Source organism: Flavobacterium notoginsengisoli (assembly GCF_042686225.1).
Lineage (GTDB): Bacteria > Bacteroidota > Bacteroidia > Flavobacteriales > Flavobacteriaceae > Flavobacterium > Flavobacterium notoginsengisoli.
The window spans coordinates 1-24,521 of record NZ_JBHUOT010000015.1; the positions used below are offsets into that span (position 1 = coordinate 1).

The 24,521-nt window shown below is 37.5% G+C and carries 20 protein-coding genes; 8 read left to right on the forward strand and 12 right to left on the reverse strand.

The window, feature by feature from the left end:
- Positions 1-538: 538 nt before the first annotated feature.
- Together ACFS3A_RS24665 and ACFS3A_RS24670 are read left to right on the forward strand one after the other, a co-directional pair.
- Positions 539-1,999, forward strand: coding sequence for a hypothetical protein (locus tag ACFS3A_RS24665; protein ID WP_379828214.1), 1,461 nt, complete (start codon positions 539-541; stop codon positions 1,997-1,999).
- An 8-nt stretch (positions 2,000-2,007) separates the two neighbouring features.
- A complete protein-coding gene (locus ACFS3A_RS24670; protein ID WP_379828215.1) occupies positions 2,008-2,619 on the forward strand; it encodes a hypothetical protein in 612 nt (203 codons plus the stop codon).
- Positions 2,620-2,963: 344 nt separating this feature from the next.
- Here the strand turns inward: ACFS3A_RS24670 and ACFS3A_RS24675 are convergent, their stop codons facing one another.
- On the reverse strand, positions 2,964-3,248 hold the full coding sequence (locus ACFS3A_RS24675; RefSeq protein WP_379828216.1) for a hypothetical protein: 285 nt from the start codon (positions 3,246-3,248) through the stop codon (positions 2,964-2,966).
- Between the two features lie 428 nt (positions 3,249-3,676).
- Here ACFS3A_RS24675 and ACFS3A_RS24680 point away from each other — a divergent pair, with 428 nt between their 5' ends.
- Positions 3,677-4,030: an SH3 domain-containing protein gene (locus ACFS3A_RS24680; RefSeq protein ID WP_379828217.1), complete on the forward strand. Its 354-nt coding sequence runs from the start codon at positions 3,677-3,679 to the stop codon at positions 4,028-4,030.
- 237 nt (positions 4,031-4,267) lie between these two features.
- Here the strand turns inward: ACFS3A_RS24680 and ACFS3A_RS24685 are convergent, their stop codons facing one another.
- The 7 genes from ACFS3A_RS24685 to ACFS3A_RS24715 form a co-directional block, all read right to left on the reverse strand.
- The gene (locus ACFS3A_RS24685; RefSeq protein ID WP_379828218.1) at positions 4,268-5,158 is read right to left on the reverse strand and encodes a hypothetical protein; all 891 of its coding nucleotides are present in this window, start codon (positions 5,156-5,158) and stop codon (positions 4,268-4,270) included.
- Positions 5,159-5,454: 296 nt separating this feature from the next.
- Positions 5,455-6,192, reverse strand: coding sequence for a hypothetical protein (locus ACFS3A_RS24690; RefSeq protein WP_379828219.1), 738 nt, complete (start codon positions 6,190-6,192; stop codon positions 5,455-5,457).
- Between the two features lie 82 nt (positions 6,193-6,274).
- Positions 6,275-7,411, reverse strand: coding sequence for a hypothetical protein (locus ACFS3A_RS24695; RefSeq protein WP_379828220.1), 1,137 nt, complete (start codon positions 7,409-7,411; stop codon positions 6,275-6,277).
- A gap of 440 nt (positions 7,412-7,851) precedes the next feature.
- Entirely contained in the window at positions 7,852-8,385 is a 534-nt protein-coding gene (locus ACFS3A_RS24700; protein WP_379828221.1) for a hypothetical protein, read from the reverse strand.
- 172 nt (positions 8,386-8,557) lie between these two features.
- Positions 8,558-9,379 carry a hypothetical protein gene (locus ACFS3A_RS24705; RefSeq protein ID WP_379828222.1) on the reverse strand — a complete coding sequence of 274 codons (822 nt, stop codon included), beginning with the start codon at positions 9,377-9,379 and terminating at the stop codon, positions 8,558-8,560.
- 82 nt (positions 9,380-9,461) lie between these two features.
- Positions 9,462-9,692: a hypothetical protein gene (locus ACFS3A_RS24710; RefSeq protein WP_379828223.1), complete on the reverse strand. Its 231-nt coding sequence runs from the start codon at positions 9,690-9,692 to the stop codon at positions 9,462-9,464.
- A 176-nt stretch (positions 9,693-9,868) separates the two neighbouring features.
- Positions 9,869-10,543, reverse strand: a complete 675-nt coding sequence (locus ACFS3A_RS24715; RefSeq protein WP_379828224.1) for a hypothetical protein — start codon at positions 10,541-10,543, stop codon at positions 9,869-9,871.
- A gap of 582 nt (positions 10,544-11,125) precedes the next feature.
- Here ACFS3A_RS24715 and ACFS3A_RS24720 point away from each other — a divergent pair.
- Together ACFS3A_RS24720 and ACFS3A_RS24725 are read left to right on the forward strand one after the other, a co-directional pair.
- Positions 11,126-11,530, forward strand: coding sequence for a hypothetical protein (locus tag ACFS3A_RS24720; RefSeq protein WP_379828225.1), 405 nt, complete (start codon positions 11,126-11,128; stop codon positions 11,528-11,530).
- A gap of 26 nt (positions 11,531-11,556) precedes the next feature.
- Positions 11,557-11,835 carry a hypothetical protein gene (locus ACFS3A_RS24725; RefSeq protein WP_379828226.1) on the forward strand — a complete coding sequence of 93 codons (279 nt, stop codon included), beginning with the start codon at positions 11,557-11,559 and terminating at the stop codon, positions 11,833-11,835.
- Between the two features lie 318 nt (positions 11,836-12,153).
- Here ACFS3A_RS24725 and ACFS3A_RS24730 read toward each other — a convergent pair whose 3' ends face one another.
- Complete coding sequence (locus ACFS3A_RS24730; RefSeq protein ID WP_379828227.1) at positions 12,154-12,438, reverse strand: hypothetical protein; 285 nt, start codon at positions 12,436-12,438, stop codon at positions 12,154-12,156.
- Between the two features lie 206 nt (positions 12,439-12,644).
- On the opposite strand from ACFS3A_RS24730, the gene ACFS3A_RS24735 reads away from it, so the two are divergent.
- Positions 12,645-13,223: a hypothetical protein gene (locus ACFS3A_RS24735; RefSeq protein WP_379828228.1), complete on the forward strand. Its 579-nt coding sequence runs from the start codon at positions 12,645-12,647 to the stop codon at positions 13,221-13,223.
- Positions 13,224-13,691: 468 nt separating this feature from the next.
- On the opposite strand, the gene ACFS3A_RS24740 is transcribed toward ACFS3A_RS24735, so the two are convergent.
- From ACFS3A_RS24740 to ACFS3A_RS24750, 3 genes are all read right to left on the reverse strand, one after another.
- Positions 13,692-15,272: an HD domain-containing protein gene (locus tag ACFS3A_RS24740; protein WP_379828229.1), complete on the reverse strand. Its 1,581-nt coding sequence runs from the start codon at positions 15,270-15,272 to the stop codon at positions 13,692-13,694.
- A gap of 327 nt (positions 15,273-15,599) precedes the next feature.
- The gene (locus ACFS3A_RS24745) at positions 15,600-16,178 is read right to left on the reverse strand and encodes a hypothetical protein (protein ID WP_379828230.1); all 579 of its coding nucleotides are present in this window, start codon (positions 16,176-16,178) and stop codon (positions 15,600-15,602) included.
- A gap of 132 nt (positions 16,179-16,310) precedes the next feature.
- Entirely contained in the window at positions 16,311-16,868 is a 558-nt protein-coding gene (locus ACFS3A_RS24750) for a hypothetical protein (protein ID WP_379828231.1), read from the reverse strand.
- Positions 16,869-17,336: 468 nt separating this feature from the next.
- Between ACFS3A_RS24750 and ACFS3A_RS24755 the strand changes: the two genes are divergently transcribed.
- Positions 17,337-23,624 (forward strand): hypothetical protein, encoded by a 6,288-nt coding sequence (locus ACFS3A_RS24755; RefSeq protein ID WP_379828232.1) that lies wholly within the window; start codon positions 17,337-17,339, stop codon positions 23,622-23,624.
- Positions 23,569-24,291, forward strand: a complete 723-nt coding sequence (locus ACFS3A_RS24760; protein ID WP_379828233.1) for a hypothetical protein — start codon at positions 23,569-23,571, stop codon at positions 24,289-24,291. Before ACFS3A_RS24755 ends, ACFS3A_RS24760 begins: the two co-directional genes overlap by 56 nt.
- The last annotated feature ends 230 nt before the right edge of the window (positions 24,292-24,521 follow it).

Here is a 24,521-nt window from a genome sequence, read left to right on the forward strand (position 1 = left end):
GTTAGTTAGTTAGTTAGTTAGTTAGTTAGTTAGTTAGTTAGTTAGTTAGTTAGTTAGTTAGTTAGTTAGTTAGTTAGTTAGTTAGTTAGTTAGTTAGTTAGTTAGTTAGTTAGTTAGTTAGTTATGTGTTTTCTCTTTGTTTAGATTTTTTTATTTTTTGTTTTGGCCGGTGAATGAGAGGTTGGTTTGAATGGGAATGTTTTTAGAATTAGAGGATTAAACTTAATATTTATTTGATTTACTAGGCTTTGCAAACCAAATATGCAGTAGAGTTCCATCTGAAGAATTAAATGAAGATAGTTCTGCATCTGATGGATTAATAATTGAGAAAAAAATTCTGAAGATTGATGCTTTTCTTCTTAAGCTCTGCAAAAATTACATTAAAAAAAGGTATAAGTACGTATTGTTTTGAGTATATAAAATTATTAATTTACAATCATAAATAATTTATTAATTGTTTGATAAATAGTGTTTTGTATGGTGGTGTTAGAATACCATACAAGAGTTACAAATGTTAATATATTTATTTCTGAACCGAATGAGAAAACAATTTAAATCATTATTTGTATTTCTTATCTTAGGATGTTCCTTTTTTAGCACATTTGCTCAAAAGGGCAGGTCTATTGGTGAGCGCCCCAATCATTACCAGTCAGTTCACGAATCCAGTCAAAAATTCGATCTATCAAGAAGAAGAGAAGATGTTTTAAAGGAAGGGGATCCTTATAAAGAAAAAAGTAGTGAGCAATCGCGAATTGACTATTGTAGAGTACAATATGAGTTATTAGAACAAAAAAGAATCAACTTTTTTAGTAATCCTAAAAATTATACTGAAGATATTTCAAAACTGTTTATTTTCATTTCGAATGTTCCATTAACAATACAGAACCGCAGAAATGATAAAGAATATAATGAGACTAAATTCTATAGTAATTACGGCACAAAATTAGGGAATGCACATGATATAGAATTTCAAATTAAATTAGGAGATTACAAAAAATATAATTCTTTATTTAAAAGCTCGTTTGGCGATAATAGCGTCAAAGACATAATAAAAAATGCTCATTTTGTATTTGAAATTGGTAGTGCAATCGGTAAAAATGAACGAGAGATACTGGCCCTGTCAAAAAGGACTTATCTACAGTTACCGGGGAAATTAGCTGAATGTGTGTACAATGAAAAAAATAATAAACTGTATTACAGAAATGGTAATCATTTTATGGAAGCCCCCAAAAGCATTGAAGACTATTTTATTGTTAAAGAAGCAATTGAAAGAGAAATGAACTTTGAGAAAAACATAATAATTTCTTTTGTAGATGACAGACTAACTGAAGAGAAACTGAAAAGAAATTTTGGAGGCAGCTATATTAAAATTGACAATCAGAAAAAGTTGGACGGTATCGAAGAATTATTGATTAGCCACAAAAATGACAGAATAATATTAGTGGGCCATATGGAGGATAATGCATTTGCCTCAAATAATAAAAATAAATTTGATTTTAATTTATCACTTGATAAAATCAACCAAATTCAAGCCGATAATAGTCTTTTTTTAAATGCATTAGGATGTAATTCAATAGAAAATGGATCCAATGCCGGATTTTCTAATAATGTGAATTCGACAAAAGTTGCTGATGCAGTTTATAGTGCAACGCAAAAGAAAACATATCGTGAATTTTTTGATGCCATGTCTGTTAAAAACAGCAAATTCTTTGTTAATACACAATCTGTAGGAAATCAAATTCGCTTTGAAGCTGAATTTAAAGAATATCAGCAAAAAGTAACAAAGGAAATCAATGAAAAGATAGAAAGAAAAGGTGAAATTTCAAAAGCTATTGTCTATTCCAAATTAATTGAAGTTCAAAATACCAGCAAAGCCGATAAAGAAACAATACACGATGCTAATACAGCTCTAAATTTTTTATTTAGGGCTTTGGGAATCGTGATAGTTATTTTAATTATTTTTTGGCTTTTTTTGAAATTATTTCTTTATTCAAAATAAATATGAAAATGGATACACAAATAAACGAAATGATTTATGCTTTGGAAAAGCTAAATCCTGCAAAGCTTAACCAAATAAGAACAAGATACTCTGATCACTCCGAAATACTGGAGTCAGGAGTAGTCTTGGGAGAAGAAGTAAATAAAAATCCAGACGCTGAGATTCTTATTAAAGCGGAAATTTGCAAAGAGTCAAACAATGAAATTCTAAAAAAATGCGATGTTGAATTTCCCATTATAAAACGAAGAATAAAAAATTATCGCAAGCTAAATCTGTTATCACAAATAATTACGGCATTAAGCAGTGCAGGAGTGGTTTCAACATTATTAGCAGATAACATTAAAAACCAAAAAAGTATTGGATTGATAATGGGGTTTATTGGTTTGGTATCCTCACTTATTCCTATTATTAATGAACATATTATAACGGGAATCAACAATAAAAAAATAAATGAATCATTTGAGGATATAGTAAAATACCGCTTGGAAATTGAGAGTAATAATAAAGAGCTATTTTATTTCATTACCGCTAAAATACCTGACTATGAAAAGATCTCGGCTATTATAAATAACTGCAATGAAAAAACATCCTTAATCATGCAAATTTTAATTTTAGCATAAAAAAATTATACAATTTTACAGATCATTAGATCCAGATTGGTTTTAATTGTACTGATTTGCTTCGCCGGTTTACTATTGATCGGGTGGCGAATCCAAAGAATGTTTTACTTTAGTATGTAAACTATTTTTTTATCAGGTGATTGTGTGCTGTTTTCAATCTTAGCATATTAAGCTAATGTAAGTAAGGGGATTTTACGGCTTAATTTGTTTAATACTGTTTTTATTTTTTTGTGATTGGTTTTGTGTGGAGAGAGAGGAGATAGTCTTGTATTATTCTGTTTAAACAAATCCTCTTGTTTCTGATGCAGGTAAAAGAATAAGAAAAGAAGAGCTGGCTGTGGAACCTAATTACACAAAACCTTATCATTCACCTGCATCATGCCTTTTATGGTGATGGCGCTCTGGTCGGTCTCAGGATCTAAAAAGACAAGGCGCTGCTGGTCTAATAACATCAGGGTTTCCAGTAGCATTGCTTGTTTATGGTTTTCGGCATTGAGCAGGCCTTGTGCATATTCGAAGCCTTTAAAGGCAGGATATACCTGCTGTGCAAGCTCTTCCAGAGAACAGCTCTTGGTGTAACTGGAAGCTAGTACCTGAAGCACTTTCTGGATGATCGTAGATGTTTCCATTAGATTAAGATTTTTAATTATTTACGCAAATAAATGAACTGCGGTTTTATCACAGGACATGATCTAAAATACGGCTTGCGGCCTGAGTTTCGCCTGGAAGAACTCAGTATATAATCTGCTGTACCAAAAAAAGTGCCATCATTATGGAAAACCGTAAGATCCCTTACAGGCCTTTTTTTAAGTTTGCTTCAAAACCAAAATATTTAACCATGTTTAAAACAATATCTTTTTACATTTTATTCTTTTTTAGTGCATTGGCAGCTGATGCGCAGAACAGTAAACTGGTGGCAAGCTGCTGCGAGCCAAAAAAGGAAGAGGCGGGCAGATGTACCTGAAGCGCCTACTGCAGTGCATGCTCCAATTGCAGCCGATGCGCGCACTGTTCCAGCGGGGGAAGCTGCGGGGTATGCGCTTCTTATTCAGCGCCTGTGAGGTATACTGCCCCGCGCAGCTCTAATAGCAGTTCAGGCTCAGGTTCTTCAAAGGGGACTTCTAAAGCTTCCGTAAAGGCTTCTTCAAAAAATAGCATTTATACGGCTCCCAAAAAAGAACCTTCCAATGCAAAAGTGAAGGAGGTTTACCGCTCGGAAGATATGCTGGCAGCTAGTTCCGATAATGTGAGACTGCTTGAAGGGCCGGGCAACGAGTACGAAGTTATCGAAGTGCTGAAAAAATATGCGGTACTGAAGGTGATAGCCGTGGACGGGGAGTGGCTGCAGGTGGTGGTGATCGAGTCTAAGAATTTTGGGTATGTGAATGCGAAGCTGGTGTATAAGATTTAGGGGATTGTGACACGATGGTTTGGCTCCATTTGTTTTTTTTCTTTTTTCTTTTTGGCCAGTGATGGGGATGATGGTTGGTACAGGGAGTTGATTAGAAAGGTTAAGATTCTTTTGGCATTATTTGATTGTAGAATTCATAATATCTACTATTGGAGAATTATTTGTCAAATGTTGGGTAGTCTCTTGTTCATGTTATCAAATAAAAAGCTTCAGATTCATCTGAAGCTTTTTATATATTTAACCTTCCTGAACAATTCTATTGATCACAACAATAGGAAACTTTTTGGGCTTAAAGAAAGAAAAGAAAAATATTAAAGGTTTTTTAGGTATAGTCAAATATCTGTCTCCAGTGCTTCCAGGGAATAGAAAATTTGGAAGTTTATATTTGCCGCAGGTGACGACTAAAGTTTCTATTAGTCTATCCCAGTCTGAGGATTTAGAAATGTCGAAATCTTCACCTTCTCTTCCTTTGAGCATTCCAATTATAAGAGAACCCATTGATTCTTTACACTCTTCTTCATAAACTGGTCTGCCGATATACCATTTTTTTGAATTATAGCCCGCAAATTTCGCATTTGGTTTTGTAGAGTCGAGCTGAATATTATTCAGTAAAGGGGTTTTAGATTTCGAGGTTTGATACAAATCAAATTCAGGCCATGAACTTAGCAATGCTAATTCTTTACTGGTGGATGATACGCGACTGTCTGATATTTTTGCAATTGGAACTTTAGGATTTTTATCGCCTGCAATTTTTGCTTGAACGATGGCTGCTCTGTTTTCAGCCGATTGAACCTCCGTCCCTTTTGAAGTAATATTTATTCGGTTATGAGTATAAATGAGCAATAGATCTCCTAATTCCATTTTTGTTTTGATAGGATTGCCGTTTACATCATTTACGGCATGAACAAATTTCGCCAGCGGAATTTTGTCAATCCATCCGACGCTCACTTCATATCGATCTTTGTAGTGCTTTTCCATGCGGCTGTTTTTGTTAAGAATATTTTCCAATTCCTTTAAAAATGCTGTATCAAAAAGTTTGGAAAGAGCCTTCAGTTCTCCATAATTTGAAGATGAGTATTGAGCGCTAACTAATTTATCAATTTCTTTTATCTGCTGTGTTTCTGTCATATATAATTTTTATAAAGGTTGCTTATTTATTCTTTTCGGTGACCGAAGGCGGATATTATGGAACAGTTGTCAATTATTAGTAAATTATTTTTTAGATTGTTCCTAGGTTATAAGCTGCTGCTTATCCATCTAATTATGATATAATCATTGATAGCAATTAAGATTTTTTAGCGCAATTACTGTTTCGGCATAAGCATCTGCCATTTTACGTTTGTTTTCTTTGATTGATAAATGCTTCCATTTTCAATATTTCTTTGTTGTTGAGTTCATTTTTATTTGATGCATTGAATTATTTTTTAAGATGTTCTTTTAAATTTTTTTTTCGAATTGCTAAAAACTTGTAAGAATTCCTTTGTGAAAATAACGTGGTGCACTTCACTGTCACTGAAAATAAAAGTATGCATTTTCCCTTTTTCATCCTTTGCGAGTATGAAATACCGCCCATTCATGGATGATATAAATCTGCCTCTTGTCCTGGATCCGTCATTGCAGAAAATCTCCATATCGGGGTTTTTAGAATCCTTCACCAGTTTTTCTGCATCGTTTCTGCCTTTAGCACTGTAGACAAAAAAGGAAACTAAATACATTATGAGTAACGAGAAGTAAATAAAGATCCTCTTATCAAAAGATCTGGAAGGGATTTTGAATTTAGGGGCTAGAAATAAATAAAGGCAGAATAAAAAAACTGCTCCTGTAAGCAGAATCGGAAAAATTACGTTATTGAAGTACTTTTCAAATACGCATAGGACAGCCAGAATAATAGTTGCTATTGCCGTGTGGGCATCTATCCTGCTTCCTGTGCTGTCATATGCATGCACTGCGCTTATCGAGAAAGAGAAGATAATAAGTACGGAAATATTCCATGTTGTCGCAATTAATTTTTCAAAAGACATTTCTACAAAGGAAGAGTTTATGCTGAGTGCTGAAAAATAGCTCGTCCAGTAAATCCATCCCATTTGATATAAAATTATTCCACCGACGGTTATGACAGCGGCAGTGTCAACTAATTTAATTTCCGATGTTATTTTTGCCATATATTTTAATTTATTTTTTGCAAAGCACATTCTTTTCGGTCTTTGAATTAAATGCTGCTTCAAAGATCAAAATAAGAAGTTTTCATTTAAATTGGAGAAAGCCGGTACGTTTGTCTTCAAGTTTTTCGATTATTTGCGGAAGTGATTCAAGTGCTTTTTTATATCGTGCTATTAATTCATTCATATTATCCAATACATAATCTTTTTCTGAATCTACAGCACGGAGATCATTATATAAAACAGATGTGGATGTTGTAATAGGCAAGATGCGATCATCCTTCTTTAGCTTTTCCAATTCGATTATAGCAGGTTCTAAAAAATCCTTGTTTAAGTTATGCATATTATAATTTGCATTCTGCCGTAGCTGTAAAATAAACTGAAAATACAAATTGAAAAAAGGCTCGTAATCCGCTTTCTGATATATTTTCAAAACGTCGTTTGAAATATGAAATCTAAAGGTATTAAACTGAATATTTAATGTTTCCATGTCCTGATTTAATTTCTTTGTGGTTGCGGAAATTCCATCTTGAAATTGGTCCCAGTTGTAGTTAAGCATCTGAAAATTATGATTAAGAACATCAATGAAGCCGTGTATGTGATTTGAAATCTTTACAGCTTTGTTGTTCTGCTCTTGATTTTTACTGCTAAAAAGCTGTTTATACCAGGGAAATCTGGTGGTATAATCTATGTAATCCATTAAATCATTTTTGTCCAGCGATGAAAACCTATCACTATTGATTGTGGTCATTAATTCTAAGGAATCGTATTTCCATTCTCTTTTTGCAACACTAGTCTTAAATGCTTCGATATATTTAATCTGATCTTTTATTGGTTCTTCCAATGTCTTCAGCTCAATGTTCCATCTCTTTCCGCTTTTCTTAATTTTCTTTTTATTGGTATACCATTCGTAAAGTCTGTTCATGAAAAAACCAGTAACCAGACCCGTTAATGTAAAGATCAGGGGAAGTAACCTGCTCAGGCTGTCAGATGAATCTTTTTCTTTAACTATGATAGTTTGGACAGCTGGATTTCTTTGCTGGGATATCGAGGAAGGTTTATCATCCAATTCTATTCTAAGGGTATCGGTGAGTTTTATTTGTGGTTCGCTTCCGGCTTTAGCCATTTGAATCTTGGCTTTTGGTGTATCGGGAGGATTAGTTTGTTTGGATTCAGCTGGGAATGAAACCGCGATTAGGAAAGAAATAAATATAGGGGCCATATTCTATTTATTTTTGTGTAAAATATTTCAAACTTATTGATTACGAGTCAAAAAATAGTAAGTATAAATACTTGTTTTAAATGTTTAGAGTTTTCTAGATTTTATTGAATTAAATATAACAGCAACAAACAGGCCTCCTTTCTTTTTTTTGCTTCCCATGGATATGTAATCTTTGAATCTTCTTACTATTTTTAGTATTATTTTGGCGGGATGTTATATCGTTAATCAGATACTGAATTTATTAAAATGGATAGACTATTAAAAAGTTAGTTAGTTAGTTAGTTAGTTAGTTATATTTATTTATGTTTTTCTTTTCTTTTTCCTTCCTTTTTTAAGACTATTTTTAAATGTTTCAGATTTTTTTTAGTTTGATTTTGACCAGTGAAAGGGGAAGTTGGTTGGAAAGGCTGGTTATTTTAATGAAAAGGATTATTTAAACTTTATTTTTCTTTACTTTTTGAAGGTCTGTTGTAAATACAGTCAAATGCAAGTTCAGCCTGTTCTCTGATCATTTTTGAACTATCTTTCATTTTATGTACAATTATTTTCCAGGAGTAATTACAATAGGGTTGTTGGTTAATATTTATTCCTTCAACACCATCCTCGATTTTTAAACAGACCGTATATTTGGTTCTGTGTTTTGAAGGATTTTTATTGTAATCCAGATTGAATAGATGGCTCATAATTCTGTCCTTTACAAAATACGAATGTCCACGATAGATAGCCTGAAAGTCATCATGTTGAAATAAACAGTTATTGTCTTCAAATTTTAAATCGGTCATCAGGATATAAAATCCAGGACCCGAGTAAATAGCCTGAAGGTCCTTAAGATTTTTGATATCAATAACTTGAAAAGAACTTGAAGGGCTTGCATAATTACATTCTTTCAGATATCCGATTATATTAGTGCGAATTCGCTGCTCTTCCGCCTGCATTCTGATTTTGCTTTTGCTTTCTTTTATAATATTTATCATTATTGTGGTCTGTTATTTTTTTATTTTGATTAAGCTGACCTGATCTTCTCGTATTGGTTGTGTTTTCATTTTCATTTAAATTGCTCAATTCTTTATCTGTAAAACATGTATATTCGGGTTGTTTTTGAATAAGATTCCGAATTTAAAAACAAGTACTGAATTTCATTAAAAATTAAAACTCAAGGGGATATCCCATTTTGTCTGCCAGTTCTTTACAGATCGAATACGGGAATTTATCAACAGAGCGGTAAAATGCAATTTTTTTCAGGTTTTCTTTTTGAGTCTTCAAATCAGAATAACACAATTCGGCCAGGTCACTTTTGCTGAAGCTGTTACCTTTTTCTATTCTGTTCAGATATTTATTTAAGTCATTGTTCAAATCCAGGTTTTCATCATTACCTGAAAAGAAGGCCTCAAAAATTTCGATATATTCCTCAATGGTAATCTTTCTCCCTTTTCTTTTAAACCTGTCTCCGAAACAGATTTCAAGCCATTTCAATAAGGTTCTTTTACTGCATCCGAATTCTGCGGCAATACGCTCCTTGGTGGTAAAAAATATTTTTTTTGTAAGGATCTTGCTTTCTTCTCTGGTTTTGTTTTCTAAATGAATGCCAAAAACTGCTTTTAACTGACACTCAGCCAATGATTTTTGAATCGAAAGACTCCTTTTCAGGCCTTCGGGATTCTTAATAAGACTCAGTAACTCACTGCCGTCCTTTTGCTGTGCGCAGAGCATTTTAATTAATCCTGAGATATTTTCCAACTGAAAAGTTTGAAGTGCCATGCACCAGAAATCCAGATTGGTTTCATTTTTGAGGATTTCGAAAATTTCCTCATCAGTGTATGACTGCTCCTTTAATTCCTTTAATCGGGATATTAGTTCAGTCTCATCATTATAAAACAGGTTGAAGAACTGGTCTGTTAATTCCTGTTGCTGCTCCAAGGAAAGCCTTTTATAATTTATGGCATAATTATCTAAGAATTTATTTAACATATAAAGCGTGGATTGTCAAGAGGTAGTAAGCTAATAACAGCGAGGTTTCAGGATTCGAAACTAAATATATATATTATAAAAATTAATCATGATTGAACTCCCAGTCATCACCAAAAGTATCCTCTTTCCAGTCACAATCATCCTGGTTTTTATAATTTGTTTTTGTACAGCTCTTTGCATAAGACTTGCAATATTGAATATTATTTGGATTTAATTGATTAGCCCTGTTGTCCAATGATTTTTGGTCAGTCTGTCCTGTCGCGTTTTTTTTAACATTTCTATTGTTTGTTGTGACTTGATTCTTTTTTGACATTTTGTATAATTTTATTATTGCTCTTTCAAAATTAACACAAAGAAAAACGGCAGATCCAGATTATGCACGATAAGGAATTATTCCTTGTTTTTTTCACTACATGCTCTGATATTGATTGTACAAATATCGTGGTCTGATACATATGGAATTTGGGTTGCAAAAAATATGACATAGGGTTAATAGTTGATTTCCACTTCAACACATTTTATGTTCAATTTTTGCCAGTTGCCTTGTCTGAAATCTGATCTGCTTCTCAAATTTCTTAAAATATCCGATTTCTCACTCATGTTAGATGCATTCCATTCCTTGATTACTTTAGTGCCGTCGTTATAAAAAATGGACAGATTGGCCCTTTTGTATTTCAGTAGTAATTCCTTGAATTTCAAAATATCATTAGGTATCAGTTCGATATCCAGTGTGGTTTTAAGCAGCCTGTTATCTTGTTGCTTTTCGATGGACTGGTTATCTTCGCCGCTCTCTACGCTTATATTTTCGATAGTGATACTTTCCGTAACATTGTCATATTTTCTGTGGCATTCCTTACAAAGGATCATAAAAGATTTTTCCAGGGGATAGTGCAGTTTGACAAATGTCTTTTCAAACAGATTCAAATCCAGATCAACTATTCTGCCATCAACAATACTTTCACCCAGTGATTTTTTGATAAGAGTCTTTCTATCATTTCCGTGTATATGTGCAGCTTCGAGATTTTCTGTAGTGCCACACTTTTCAAATTGGCATTGGGCAATACTCCTTTTGTATTTTCTTGCAATGGAAGTTTGAACAATGTTTCTTAATCTTGGACCAACGAATTTTTCAAAGTCCTTGATAGTACCATTAAATTTAGCCATTTTGATCTGTTTTGATTAGAGGGGTGTACTGATTTGCAATTTCTTTTTTCTCTTAGGCTTAAGGAACCTTTCCACAGGTGCTGCGAGTTCGCTTTTAAACCCAAGGTTGGATGGTTGCCTGTGATAAGTGTCGGTGCTTTTTATTCTCAAAAATAGGATTTTTATTTCATAAAATATATGATGTATTTTTATTTGCTTCATAGTTTTCATGCGGAGGGAGGGTGTGTTTTATGGTCATGCACCACTAAATTGCATTATATGGGGCTGTAAGGCTTTTGTCTGATCATCAGCCGATTTAAAAAGGATTCTTTTAAAGTGCAAATTCTGGATTAGTTCTATTTTTAAAATGTATTCAGGGGTTTCCACCTGCTGCTTCTTTTATAAAATAGCTGATTTTTGCAGTTACGGAAAGCCGTAGGATTTATCCATTTTATTGTTTCATTTTTGCTGAACGCCAGAGCATGAAATGTCTGAGGATATAAGAGGCCAGTATAGGATGTTTTTGCAGAACTAGACAAATAGGGTCTCCTGCTTCAGACAGCCGACTATAAAGATTAATATATTACATAAAAAAAAACAGTTATGAACAAAGAACAGCTACATGCATTGACAGGGGACATTGAGGTGATTTCGAAATACTTTGAAGAGAAACCTTTTACTGATAGCGTTAAGATGCTTAAGGAGAATTTCGACACTGAATCGGTCCAGTCGCCCGGACATTACCTGCAGGTGATGGATCAGGTTTCAGAGCTCCTTAGGCAGACCAGGTTCCTGTTTATCTGCTCGGTATTGAACAAGGTATGTTTGGAGGAAAACAAATGGTATTCTTTCAGCGAGCCTTTTCAGGCAAAAATGGCGTACAGTGCCGTGATGAAAAGGGACGGATTTTTTTATGTTCTGGACGAGGACGGTGATCATAACGAAATATTCACCAGTGAAAATTTCATGCAGTTTATTGATGACCAGTACTGGGAGCTGTATGAATAATTAGTTTTTAATTAAAACCATTTTTGATGACTGCAACAAAAGAAGAGCTGATTCAATTTTTGGAAGAAAACGTACTGACACCTACCGAGACCAATCCGGATGCGGATGCAACAATCAGAAAGAAAATTAAGTTTACCCGTATGAGGCTGAACAGTCAGGTAAGCGCAGAGAAGGTGAGGGATTATTTCTGGAGTGCCATGGCAACCGATAACGGAATAGATTCTTATCACAAGATATCCAATATAGGGGCACCTACATTTGAGGATGTAAGATTTGAGTTTAAGAGATTATGCGGGGACAGGTAAGGCTTTTTACTTTCAAAAGGTAGTCTATTGTAAAAAAATATGCATAATAGGAATAGAATGAAATTATATGTAGATGAAAGCGGAAACACTGGCGGTATCATACGAAATAGGCTTTTTATTTAAGTGACCTTGACGGGATTCGAACCAGTGCTTTTCAGTAAAGATTTGTTTAGTTAGTTATTTTTTTAGATTGTTTTTAATTTTTGTTTTGGCCGGCGGGAGTGATGTCGGTTACAAAGGAATGTTTATTTGAATAGGAAGATTGTATCAGCTGTTTTTCATTTATATAAAAGAAAAGCAGGATGTTGCCTGCTTAAACTAATTGCACAAAACGGTATTGTTAACCTGCATCAGCCCCTTAATGGTGATGACGCTGCGGTCGGTATCGGAGTCCAGAAAGATAAGCCCCTGCTGGTCCAGAAGCATCAGAGCGTCTAACAGCACGGCCTGTTTGTGCTTTTCGTCATTGGGCAGGCCGTGATCATCCGAAAAGCTTTTAAAAGCAGTATCTGTTCTCTGTGCCAGCTCCTCAAGGGAACAGCTTCTTAAGTAACTGCAGGCAAGTATCCGAAGCACTTTCTGCATGACGGCTGATGTTTTCATAGGATACGGTTTTTAATTTATATACGGCAATAAATCGGATACAGTTTTAAACGTAAGGCTGATTCTAAAATCTTCGGTTGGGAAACTTTATTGATATAGGCCTTGCATGTAATCCACTGCTTCAAAAAACATTCCACGATTACGGAAAACCGTAGCAACGGTTTGAAACCTTTTTTTATGTTTGCCGTAAACCAAATTATTGAACCATGATAAAAACCATATTTTTTTACATATTATTCTTTTTTACGGCACTGGCGGCTGATGCCCAGAACACCAAACTTGTGGCGAGCTGCTGTGAGACAAAAAAGGAAGAGGCGGGAAGATGTACCGGAAGCGCGTACTGCAGTGCCTGTTCCAACTGCAGCCGTTGCGCGCACTGTTCCAGCGGGGGAAGCTGCGGGGTGTGCGCCTCCTATTCCGCGCCTGTGAGATATACGGCTCCTCGAACAAGCGGTTCGGGCAGCAGAAAGGTTTCTTCCGGCTCAGGGATTTCTTCTAAAAGTACCGTAAAAGCTTTTTCAAAGACTGATGTATACAGCACACCTAAAAAAGAAGCCGTAAGTGCAAAAGTGAAAGTAATCTACCGCTCTGAAGACATGCTTGGGGTTAAGCTGGAGAATCTGAAGCTGTACGATGGACCAGGGACCGAATATGAAGTACTTGAAGTGCTTGAGAAATATGCAATCTTAAAAGTGATAGCCGTGGATGGGGAGTGGCTGCAGGTAGTGGTGGTGGAGTCCAGGAATTTTGGGTTTGTGAATGCGAAGCATGTTTATAAGATTTAGATTTTCTCCTATAATGATTTTATATTTTATTTTGGCCGGCGGTTATTGTCGCTTTGCTCTGTCAAAATGCTTATTTAAAGAATAAGATTATATAGCATTATTTTTTTGAGAATTAAAATTTTATATTATGAAATCTCGATAATTAAGATAATCTAGAGGAACTTTACGCAGATTAAAGGAAGTGTTAAATAAAGCTTCAAAATCGAAATGGATATAATGCAAAATGATTCTGTGCTGAAGCATTTGGTGTTAGTGGAGAAGAAAAAAATTAAGCCTGAGAAATCTATATTTCTTTCTCAGGCTTTTAATTGTTAAGGCTTACACTGGATAGCAGAATTACCACAATTTTTAATGCATAATCAAAAAAAATGAAAATAATGAGTTAGTTCGAGATATCGTGAAATTGCGGTACTAATCTTGTTAATTTACTTTGATTTTTATCCTTGTTTTTTACTGTAAAATAGGGAATCAAGCGCTCGCATATTTTTCCAATTCAGAAATTTCTTTAGAAACGGTTTCATGGATAATTGTTTTTTTTGCTTCAAAATCACTGGAACTGATAAAGGTCCTTCTCAAATAGATTCTGACCATTACGACATTCATGTTCATTAGCGAGAATTCTTTATTCACATTTTCCCACTTCGCATTGAACTGATAATTTCCTTTTCCTTTTTGTGCTATCAGAATGCATTTTAAATCCGAATCCTTAAATGTCTTATTCTGGTAAATATCTGTTGCAGCATAAATCTCATCGGAAACCAAAGGTTTTAATTTTTCATTAATGGCTTCCTTTATGTTTTTTATTTTATTAAAGTCTTCGAAGTTGTCCTTGGTCAATATAATTTTTACCTGATAGACCCTCTTGAATAATTTTCTTTTCAATAAATCATCTAAAACTTCTTTTTCTGCTTTTTGTGTGCTTACTTTTTCTTTTACTGTGTAATTTAGAAAAACTTCATCGCTGTTTTTAATATAAAAATCCATCAAGGACTGTATCGTTGTCCTTTTATCCAAGAGTTTTATGCCTGAAATTTTACTTGAACTGCTTGCGTAGGCCAGCATTGAATTGGCTGATCTGTTTGTTTTATGAAAATATACTTGGTTATAAAGGTGGGATCTGGACTGTATGAAACGCAGCATGGAGTCTAATCCGCTTTCCTTGTAGGCTAAAAAAACATTTTTATTGCTGTCAATAGTCGCCATAAAAGAGGCGAAGATCCTATTGATATCATAGATCCCGTAGGTGACTCCGGAAAAATAGCTGTCCCTTAAAAGGTAATCCATCCTGTCGGCATCAATTGGAAATGAAGTGATTATTCGGGAAAAGAAAGAAGTATAGTTATTGTCTTTTGAATCTTTAAAATCTTCAAGATTTTCAAAATCGGGCTCAATCAGTTTGACAATCCTTTCAGCAGATAAACTTTCAATGATAAACTTAGCTGATGGTGAAAACCTATGGACATCATGTATGTTTTCATTTTTTAATTCGTCGATTAAAATAAAGATGAATGCGCATGATATAATTTCATGTTCCACTTTATCATTATTAGCCGTTATAAGATTTTCAAATCCTTTAGAGTAATTTTTAAGTGCTGAAGAATGATTTACAATCTTTAGAAAAGCATCTTTGCTTATTGCGAATTCATCAAAAAGATGAGATAGCGGGCCATGGCCGATATCATGCAGAAGGGCGGCAAGCCTTAATTCCTGATAATAAAACTGTTCTCGGTTATCCAAATTATTAAGATTATAAAAACTGGTTTCCCCTTTGATGGAATATTTCTCTTTTTTCTTCTGTCCCGTGGCAAAATTTTCCTTGCAGGAATCAAATATTTTTCCTGCCAGATGCATTACTCCGATGGAATGTTCAAATCTTGTATGATTTGCTGAAGGAAATACATAATATAGAAATGTGTTCTGTTTTACTCTTCTCAACCGAGTAAAAATAGGCTGTTTTATTATCCATTTTTCAATTTCCGATAATTTGATATCGCCATGTAATGGATCGAGAATGCTTCCGTAGTAATTATCTCTGTAATTGTCAATCATAATATTCCATTTGCTTGTAAAACCGATTATATAAAAAACTTTTCCAATGCGATCTGCATCAGTTTTTCCAGACCTATCCCAGCTTATAATTCACAGCTCTCTTATTAGGGAACCTATGAAAAGTCATGATAAAAACATCGGGATGGCACCCCATGGCGAAATGAACTGGGAATCGTTAAAGTTCCAGTTTTCCTCCTTCATGAGCCTGAATGCCGCCTGCTAAGGGACTGCTGTTGAAAATGCTGTAGGATTAGGGGTAAAAATATAAACTTTTTTCCGTTGAAAACAGGGGGTTTATACTTGATTTGATTATATATATAGGATTGATCAGTTCCTATGGGAACCTAATACGGGTTTTAATTTTTTGGCCAGCTCAATTTCAAGTATGCCGATTAAGGTCTTCATCTCCGGCTCGAGAACTATATAGTTTAATTTTAGATTGCCGTACAGTAGGGTGTCGTACCAATAGGTCAGCTGAAGGCTTCCTGTCTTTGCGTTTACAGAATGCCCTAAATGATTGACAAATCTGTAATGGAATTTATCTTTCACTTTGCCGACATACAGCGTCCCGCAGGATTCTCGTGGAATTTTCGGTATTTCCGCTGTTTTTCTTTTTTGGACAAGTCCATTTATGCTTCCCAGCGCCTGCTGCAGAGTTTCATTTTTTAATTTTTCCGTATCGAAGCTGAACCAATACAAGACCGGTTTGTTTTTCGGCAGGCTGTCATATAGGCCTTTAAATTCCCTGCACGTTGAAAATGTCTTGGTCTGCCTGTAGCATTCAGCGAGGTGTGTGCTGTCTATATCGATCGATTTAATTTCCAGGCCATTTTTTGCCAGGTCATCAAAGTAAGCTGTTAATTTATCAATCTGGTCGCCAAGAATGTTTTGTATGATTTCTTCCATGTGTTTCTGCTGTTTTTTTAGCATTAATATGCGGCATGCAGTTTCCAAAGCCTTTTTATGCCGCCTGTTGGTTTGTTGGATTTTCTCCCAGCACTGGAATATCGCTTTTGTGCGTATTGGCCTGCAGTGCTGTCAGTATGCACTGCTGCCTGAAATGGTCAGCACGTGCGGGGTTCTGATGGAGGGACAGCAGTGCCCGTCATTTTCTGCATATTCCAGCAGTTCGACATGAATGCGACCACCGGTGATTTTATCGAACTGGAACAGCGTTGCAGGTTCGTATCCGGCGATCACCTTGACATCGTGTCCGCTGTTCTGGTAAAGCGTTAAACCCTGTGCAACAATTGCATTTCCCCCGTCTTTTGGAACCAGACAGAAATATACCGCTACATCTTCAATGCCGTCACCAGTGAAATCTCCTGTATAAGACTGTTGGAGATCAAGTGCCGCGTCATGGGAAGCCAGGATTTTAGGCAGGTATTTTTTGAACTGCCTCTCGGCAAGTCGAACCGCATCGTTGGTAGTTATTTTTGGCCTCTCAGCCTGCTGTTCCTTAAGGGAAAGTTCCCTCTCCTTCAGCAGCAGCTCTTTTTCCTTAAGCTCCAGTTCTTTTTCTTTATTTGAATTGTTGCAGCCAAGCAATGCTGCAGAAATAAGGATCAGTAGGCTGAATTTGATGTTGAGGTTCATTTTATAATGCCTGGTTTTGGTTAAGTTAGTGGTTAAAAGATGTTATACTTCTAACGAAGCTTGTATGGAACTAAATTAAGCTATTATTTGGATTTGGCAAATTAACATCTTCAAAAGCTCTTTTTAAATAGGACTGCTGTGGTTTTCCATCTTGCTATCTTTTTTTGGGATTGCTTTAATTTTTAAAGATTGTTTATAATTCACCATTTCCTTGCCATCAAGTGCTGACACGCCTTAAGAAGGAGAAGCCCGTGGCATTCTTTTTTTAATTGAACTACTCAAGCTGTAAAAAATAAAGGAGCATTAAGATGCATTTTAACTTTTTATTCAGATTAAAAAGTAAACAGAGGGCTCTGAATGCGGGTGTCCCTGCATGAAATTACTAAATCCGGTAATCGAAGATTAAGAAGAAAAATAGTATATTAGGTGCTTGTAAATTCAGTTTCACAGCGTAAAAAAAAAGAGAGAATGTCAAATGATTTAGTTGCCTATTCAAGGGCAGGTGATGTATTTCACTACAGATGGGCAGCAAGACGCTGCTTAGCGCTTGTGCATCCTAACTCAGAACTTACCCACATGGTGATCGAGGGGTCTGATCCTAAACAGGACCAGAAAGAAGGAGAGTATGTAATAGATGTTTCTGAATATTACGAACAGTCGGGTAGAAAGCGGGTTAAATACTATCAGCTCAAGCATACAACTGTGCAGATGGACAGCCCATTTACGCTTAGTGATCTTGAGGAAACCATTATTGGTTTTTCCAATAGGTTTTGCGAGCATATGCAACAGAGCGATGCCCCTGAATTCTCCTTTGCTGTGGTTACAAACCGCCCGATCAATGCGGAATTTAAAAGCAATATTTTGCTGCTGGCAAAGGGAAAAAAGGTTCCGGCGAGGTTTAGAAAAACAATTGAGGGATACACCGGATTAAAGGATACAGCACTTTCGAAGTTTTGCAGTCTGCTCGGCCTAAACGATGGCGAAGGCAGTTATCACAGCCAAAAAGACAGCCTAAGGATGGAAATGGCACATCTGCTTGCAGGAACTCCGGACAATTCACAGATTGAGAGCCTTGTTGCAATGGTACAGGAAAGAGTGCTGCCAAAATCAGCTAGGGTGATTTCACGTGAGGATGTTCTGAAAAGATTTGATGTTTACTTTGAGAAAGACCTTTTTCCTGCACCTGCGCTTTGGGAAAACAGTGTAAGCTTAATCGGAAGAGCACAGCATGAAAGTTTAATAAAAGAAATAGCAGCATCCGATTATCCGGTAATAGTGCATGCGCCGGGAGGCGTCGGGAAATCTGTTTTCTGCAGACAGCTGGCCGATTCGCTTCCCATTGGATCTTTTGCAGTAGCCTATGACTGCTTCGGTGCCGGCAAGTATCGAAGCAGCAGCGGATTAAGGCACAGGCATCGTGATGCACTGGTGCAGATCGTCAATGAGATGGCTGTGAAGGGTTTGTGCGATCCGCTGCTTGTTACCAATACGTCTCAGGATAGTGATATTATGAAAAAGTTCCTGATCAGAATTGCATCGGCTGTTGAAACGCTTCAAAAAGCAGCAAACGGTTCAGAGCTTTTTATTCTCATTGACGCGGCGGACAATGCCGAGATGGCCGCAAAGGAATACAGCAGTCTTTGTTTTGCCAGTGAACTGCTGCGGGAAGATATTCCGAAAGGCTGCAGGCTGGTCATGCTCTGCAGGACCGAGCGCATCGAAATTTTAAAACCAATATCAAAAATTGTGAGGCTGGAGTTGGAAGGTTTTTCGGAAAATGAGACACTGCAGCATCTAAAACTGAAATTTCCGGATGCCGGTAAAAAAGAGGCACGGGAGTTTCACCGCCTTACCAGCGGTAATCCGCGCGTGCAGTCCAATTCTTTAAACGTTCCCGCAGATGCGGTTTCCGAACTTCTTGCTAGACTGGGGCCTTCGGGAAAAAGTGTGGAAGAGCTTATAGAAAAGCAGTTAAGGGAGGCCGTTTCTTCTATGAAAGATCTGCGGGCTGAGCTATATCATGAACAGATTGATGCAATCTGCGTTGGTCTGTCGAGCCTCCCTCCTCATATTCCGCTTGAGATACTGGCGGTATCAGCAGGAGTGTCTGCCAGTGATGTCAGAAGCTTTGTCTATGACATAGGGCGATCTCTCTGGCTGACTGATAACGCGGTCCAGTTCAGGGACGAGCCCACTGAAACCTGGTTCAGAAAGACATTTCTTGCGGAAAAGAAAAATTTTGAATCATACGTCAATCTATTGGAACCCCTTGCCTCAAAGCATACCTATGTGGCAGAAGTGCTTCCGCAACTCTATCTTCAGGCTGAAAAGTATGATAAGCTCATTGAAATGGCTTTATCTGATGATCTGCTTCCGGAAAATAATCCCATAGATGCAAGAAATGTAAGGGTGTATAGGCTACAGTTTGCATTTCGGGCGGCGATAAGAACCGGTAAAATCAATGATGCCGTGAGGATTGCAATCCTTGCCGGGGAGCATTCCGCGGGAAGCGAGAGACAGAATCAACTTTTTGAGAAAAACTTATATCTTCTAGCTGCTCTTCAAGATAAGGAGAAAGTTCAGGAGATCGCATTTAAACGACTGCTTCATGGCGGCTGGAATGGTTCTGAAAATATTTATACGGCTTCTCTACTGTCCGGTATTGAAGAGTACAAAGGGGAGGCAGCGGGCTACTACAGGTCGGCTATCAACTGGATCCAGATCTACTATGAGGAACACAAAAAAAGAAAAGAGAAGTATCACAGAAGTGAGGTCAGCGAGAGGGACGTAACGGAATTGGCTTATGCCTGTTTTAATATTTACGGCGAACAAGAATGCGTAGCTCTTTTAAACCGCTTTAAACCTAAAACATTTATTTTTTCCGTAGTGATGAATCTAGCCAAGAGGCTGATTGACCAGGGAAATTTTGCAGCAGTCGACTCTTTCTTGCAATACAGCAGATTAGAGCCCTATTATATCATAGCTATTGCTGATGAACTTTTAAAAGTCGGCAGATATCCTCAAAAAAATGATCTTGAAGACTGCCTAAAGATGTTAGCTTCCGCATCAAAACGCATTAAAATGAAAGGCCGTTTCTACGAAAATGAAGCCATAGTGACAGCTGTAATCTCTTTTCTGGAGGTGGCCATCCATCGAGGGCTGCCTGCGGTAAAGATCAGGGGAGTCCTGGAACATTACATGCCGCAGAAAGCAGGCCGGATGGTCAGCAATGAAAACCAGTTTGCAGAAAGATCCGTTTTTTTAAGGGCGACTGCCCTGAAAAATTTAATTGACGGCAGACCGGAAATGGATTTAGATGCGTTAATGCCTGATGAACTTCTGGAAAAAAAGAAGAGTAAAAACTATCAATATGACAATGATATAAGCAGTTTTAATGAAAAGGTAGGCGGAATGTATCCTTGGTACCTCCTTCGGGCCAGAATCATAATGGGGCAGGAGTTTAATTTTAAGCAGGAAATCAAAGATACAGCGCAGCAGTCCAGCAAAGCCAGAGGCAACCGATACCGTGCATATGACATATTGCCGAGGGAGACAGCAGCGGTCCATTCTTCAATTTTAGCTGTATACAATGTTGGAACTGCTGAAGAAGTCCAATGGTTCTACACTGCCTACATGAAGGATAATAAGGCGTTTGGAATTAAAAAACAGATTGAAACATTAAGGTCGACTGTCCGTTTGAAGCACTTGAGCGGGATTAAAGATGAGATGGAAATTGCTATTTATAATACCCTGACAAGCATTACGGACGAAGGGCCTGAAGATACTGCTGACAGATATATGCTGCTGGCAGATGTGGTCTTAATTGCTTCACCCCAGGATGCTGCGGTATATTTTGAGCAGGCGGTTGATATCGTATCTAAATTCGGTGATGAAATAGTCAGAAGGTGGGAGGCAGTAATCGGCCTTGCAAATCAAGTCTGTCTCGGCGGTTCTGTTTCAGAGGAACTCGCCTATCGATTTATCCGCTGTGCGGAACTTGTAGGTAATTATGTAGACCGCGAAAAATACTGGGAACGCAGTGAGGCGTCTGCTCTATGCGCAAAAATGTCACATGGAACCGGAATAGCTGCTTTAAGCAGATGGAGAGACCGAAACATCGGAAGATTTGAAATTCAGCTCGAGGCTCTGCTTACTGAAGTGCTGGAGTCAGGCAGCATATCGCCAGCAGCAGGATGGGCAATGTGCAGGTTTTTCTCTGAGCATCAGAAAGAAGGACTTCTCAGGCTCTGTCTGGAAAAAGAAGCAGATAACGACATAAAGCAAAAGCTGTTTGAGGACGCCGTAAGGCTTGTCCAGATGCAGGGAGGCGATGCAGCATACTGGAGAAAAATTATAAAGATTGCCAAAGATCATAAGATTGCAAGCGAATATATTACAGAGCTGCAGGTTTTAGTGCCCGAGCATAAAGAAATGGAGATCGAACCGCTTGCTGATGATTTTTTTGTAGGTTCCCAAAAAAAGAAGTCGCCCATGCCTTGGACTTCTATCTTTGGCAGTCTGGATATTCTCAATGCTGAACAATTTGAAAAATGCAGGCAGGCATACCAAAAAAAGGCTGGCAATTTTTACCAGGCAGGCGAATTTTGGAGCCAGACAGTTGTAAGGCTAACTGAGAAAAATCTCTGGACTTTCATTGATATGCTGATGCTTTCAGCCGATATCAGCCGTTATGATCTTAAGTCATTTCTTGACGCCGTGCCTGCGATGTGGAAGGAGAAGGCAAGCTTTAGGAAAAATAGAATCCTGCTGCTAAAAGCAATTGGAAGAAAATTCGCACTTGAACTTTCGTCAAGATATGGTTTGAAATATTTTTTGGATGAATTTGGACTGGATGGACCTGATATAGAACTTGTAAAGCAGGGAATATTTGAAGGGCTTGGCAGCGGTTATGAATTCTCTGATGCAGAAACGTATTTTGGTTTTGCCTGCCTGGCCGCGCCAATGATTGCACCGGCACAGGCAGCCGAATTACTCGATTTTGCAGTCTCCAGATTTGAAATCCATATGGAAGATGGTTTTGCAGATGGTAATTGGGACAGCTGGCTGAAAGTAGAAGACGGAATCGAAAACCAGATTGCCGGTTTCATCTGGTCTGCTTTGGGGTCGCCTAGTTCAAAGCAAAGATGGAATGCCGCTCATGCAGTGCGTGTACTGGGTAGCCTTGGATGCCAAAATATTATAGCAGAACTTATGAAATGTCTGGATCGTGGGACGGCAGGTGCGTTTTCAAGCAGGGAATTTCCTTTTTATAATCTTCATGCCCGGCTTTACCTTCTGTTTGCCCTTGCAAGAATTTCACTCGATAATCCTCAGATTCTTCGAGAATATACCGAAATGTTTATTGGGATTGCCAAAGGGCAGCCTCATATCATTATCCAGAAGACAGCCGCTGACACGGTGATAAATCTAGCGGCTGGCTTCCCCGATTTATGTGGTGCGAAAATTCTTGAAACCATGAAGTATGCAGCAAAAAGCAAGCTTCCACTTTTGCAGCAGAGAGATGGAGAATCTGTGGAGAGCTGGTGGCACCTGAATGATCAGATTATAAAAGATTATTCTTTTTACTTTTCCCATGATTTTGACAGTTATTGGTTTGAGCCTCTGGGAAGTGCTTTTGGCATATCAGCAAGGCAGACAGAGCAGATCGCTGCAACAGTACTTGTCAACGACTGGAGGATTGATGCCCAGGAAGACTTCGGCATTGATCCCAGACAGAATCTATGGAGCAGGAGTTCAAAAGAAATGGATACATGGCACGATCACAGCAGTTATCCTCTGACTGACAATCTGGAGTTTTATTATTCTTATCATTCTCTGATGGCAGCAGCTTCAATGCTTCTGGATAAAATGCCGCTGGTCATAGACAGGTATTCAGTACATAGTGAATGGAAAGATTGGCTGTCAGGACATCTTCTTACTTGCAGGAAAGGGAAATGGCTGTCGGATTACCGAGATGCCGTGCCGATGAACAGACCGCAGTGGACAGAAGGCGAAGTAACTGAAAACTGGCAGGAAAATATTTCGGAAAATGAGTTTTATGAAGCACTTTGTGCTGAAAAAAAAGACGGAATTGACTTTTTTAATGTACGCGGAGGCTGGGAAGAAATAAGCAGCGGAAGGTCTGAAAAAATTTCTTTTTCCTCTGCGATGGTATCGAAAGATGCATCGCAGGCACTATTACGGGCTTTAGAGAGCTGTGAAGATGATTACAGCAGTAACCTGCCGGATTACAATGAAAAAAGAATGGAAATCCATTCGGATATTTTTCAGCTCAAAGGCTGGATTAAAAGCAGGAATGTTTCCAAGGCATTAGATGAACTGGATCCCTATGCGGACAATATTTCCTATCCCTGCTTTGCAGTCGGAAAAAAAATAGCCAGGCAGCTGGAGTTATCCAAGGCTACAGAACACGGCCAGTGGATTTTAAACGGATCGCAGATTCCTGATCTGAAGTATACGGGCTGGAGCAGCTATAGAACAGACCGTGACCGAAGTCCCACCCAGTCAGGAGGAGTGATGACAGCATCGATTACGCTCCTGTTAAAGATCTGCAGAACTTATGATTACGATTTGATTTTCAAAGTTAACATCAAAAGGGATGACCCGCAGGCCAAAGCAAATACCAAAGAAAAACAGCGATACACAAAACCAAAAGCAAAATTTTTTATACTCTCATCAGATGGAGAAATCAGAACAGCAGCAGAAACTCATAGAACTGGGGAAAAAGATCGTTAAAGAGCTCGAAAATGAAAAGGGATTGACTACCCTGTCAAGATGGATGGCACATTATCTGGCTGAAAAAATAACTGCAGCCGAACAGGCTGAAGGAACTAAAAAGAAAGCCTTGGAGAAGGAGTGTTCAGATCTGATACAAGAACTCTGGAATAAACGCTCTTTTTTTCCTCCCGAAACTAAACCTTTGAAGAGTTTTGACCCATTGCTCAGAGCACTGCAAAATATCAATCCGGATAATAAGCAATCCTATTTTTATGAATTGCGGAGCAAGAGAAATAGAAAGGAGCTGGATATAGATAATTTAAAAGAAAAATCTGTTGATATGTGGCTTGAAATCATGCTGGCAGCAGACCGATCCGCAAGAATCTGGATCGAGTTTGCCCTGAAAAAGGCCGCTGCAGCGGCTGAAGATGAAAAAACCAGACAGTGGATTGAAAATGCATCAGCTGTTTCAGAAGAACATACCGATATCAGGATAATAAATTCTTTGGTTCATGAAAGCCCATTGTTTTTTTTTGATGGAGAAGAAGATGAGTATATCAGAAATCTTGAAATCGACCGCTTAAAATTACGGATATCCGACCTTGAAAAATTCGCGCATTTAAACGAGGTCCTTTTGGAGAACTACCAGCAGGAACTTAAAAAAATTACTGAAGAAAAAAAATAGCGTCAATACCATATTATAGTGTAGAAATAGGGAGAGCTGCAGGAACTCCCCAATATCAAAAGCCCTTCTGATGAATTCGCAGTAATACTATCTGCTTTCACTATTTTTAAGCTGTTTTTTAAATGACGCCAAACAGATAATTGCTCAGGGGAAGCTATTATATCATAAAGTCTGCTGTTCTTGAAATTGATCTAATCTTATCTGCACCTTTAAAAAGAATTTGTGATATT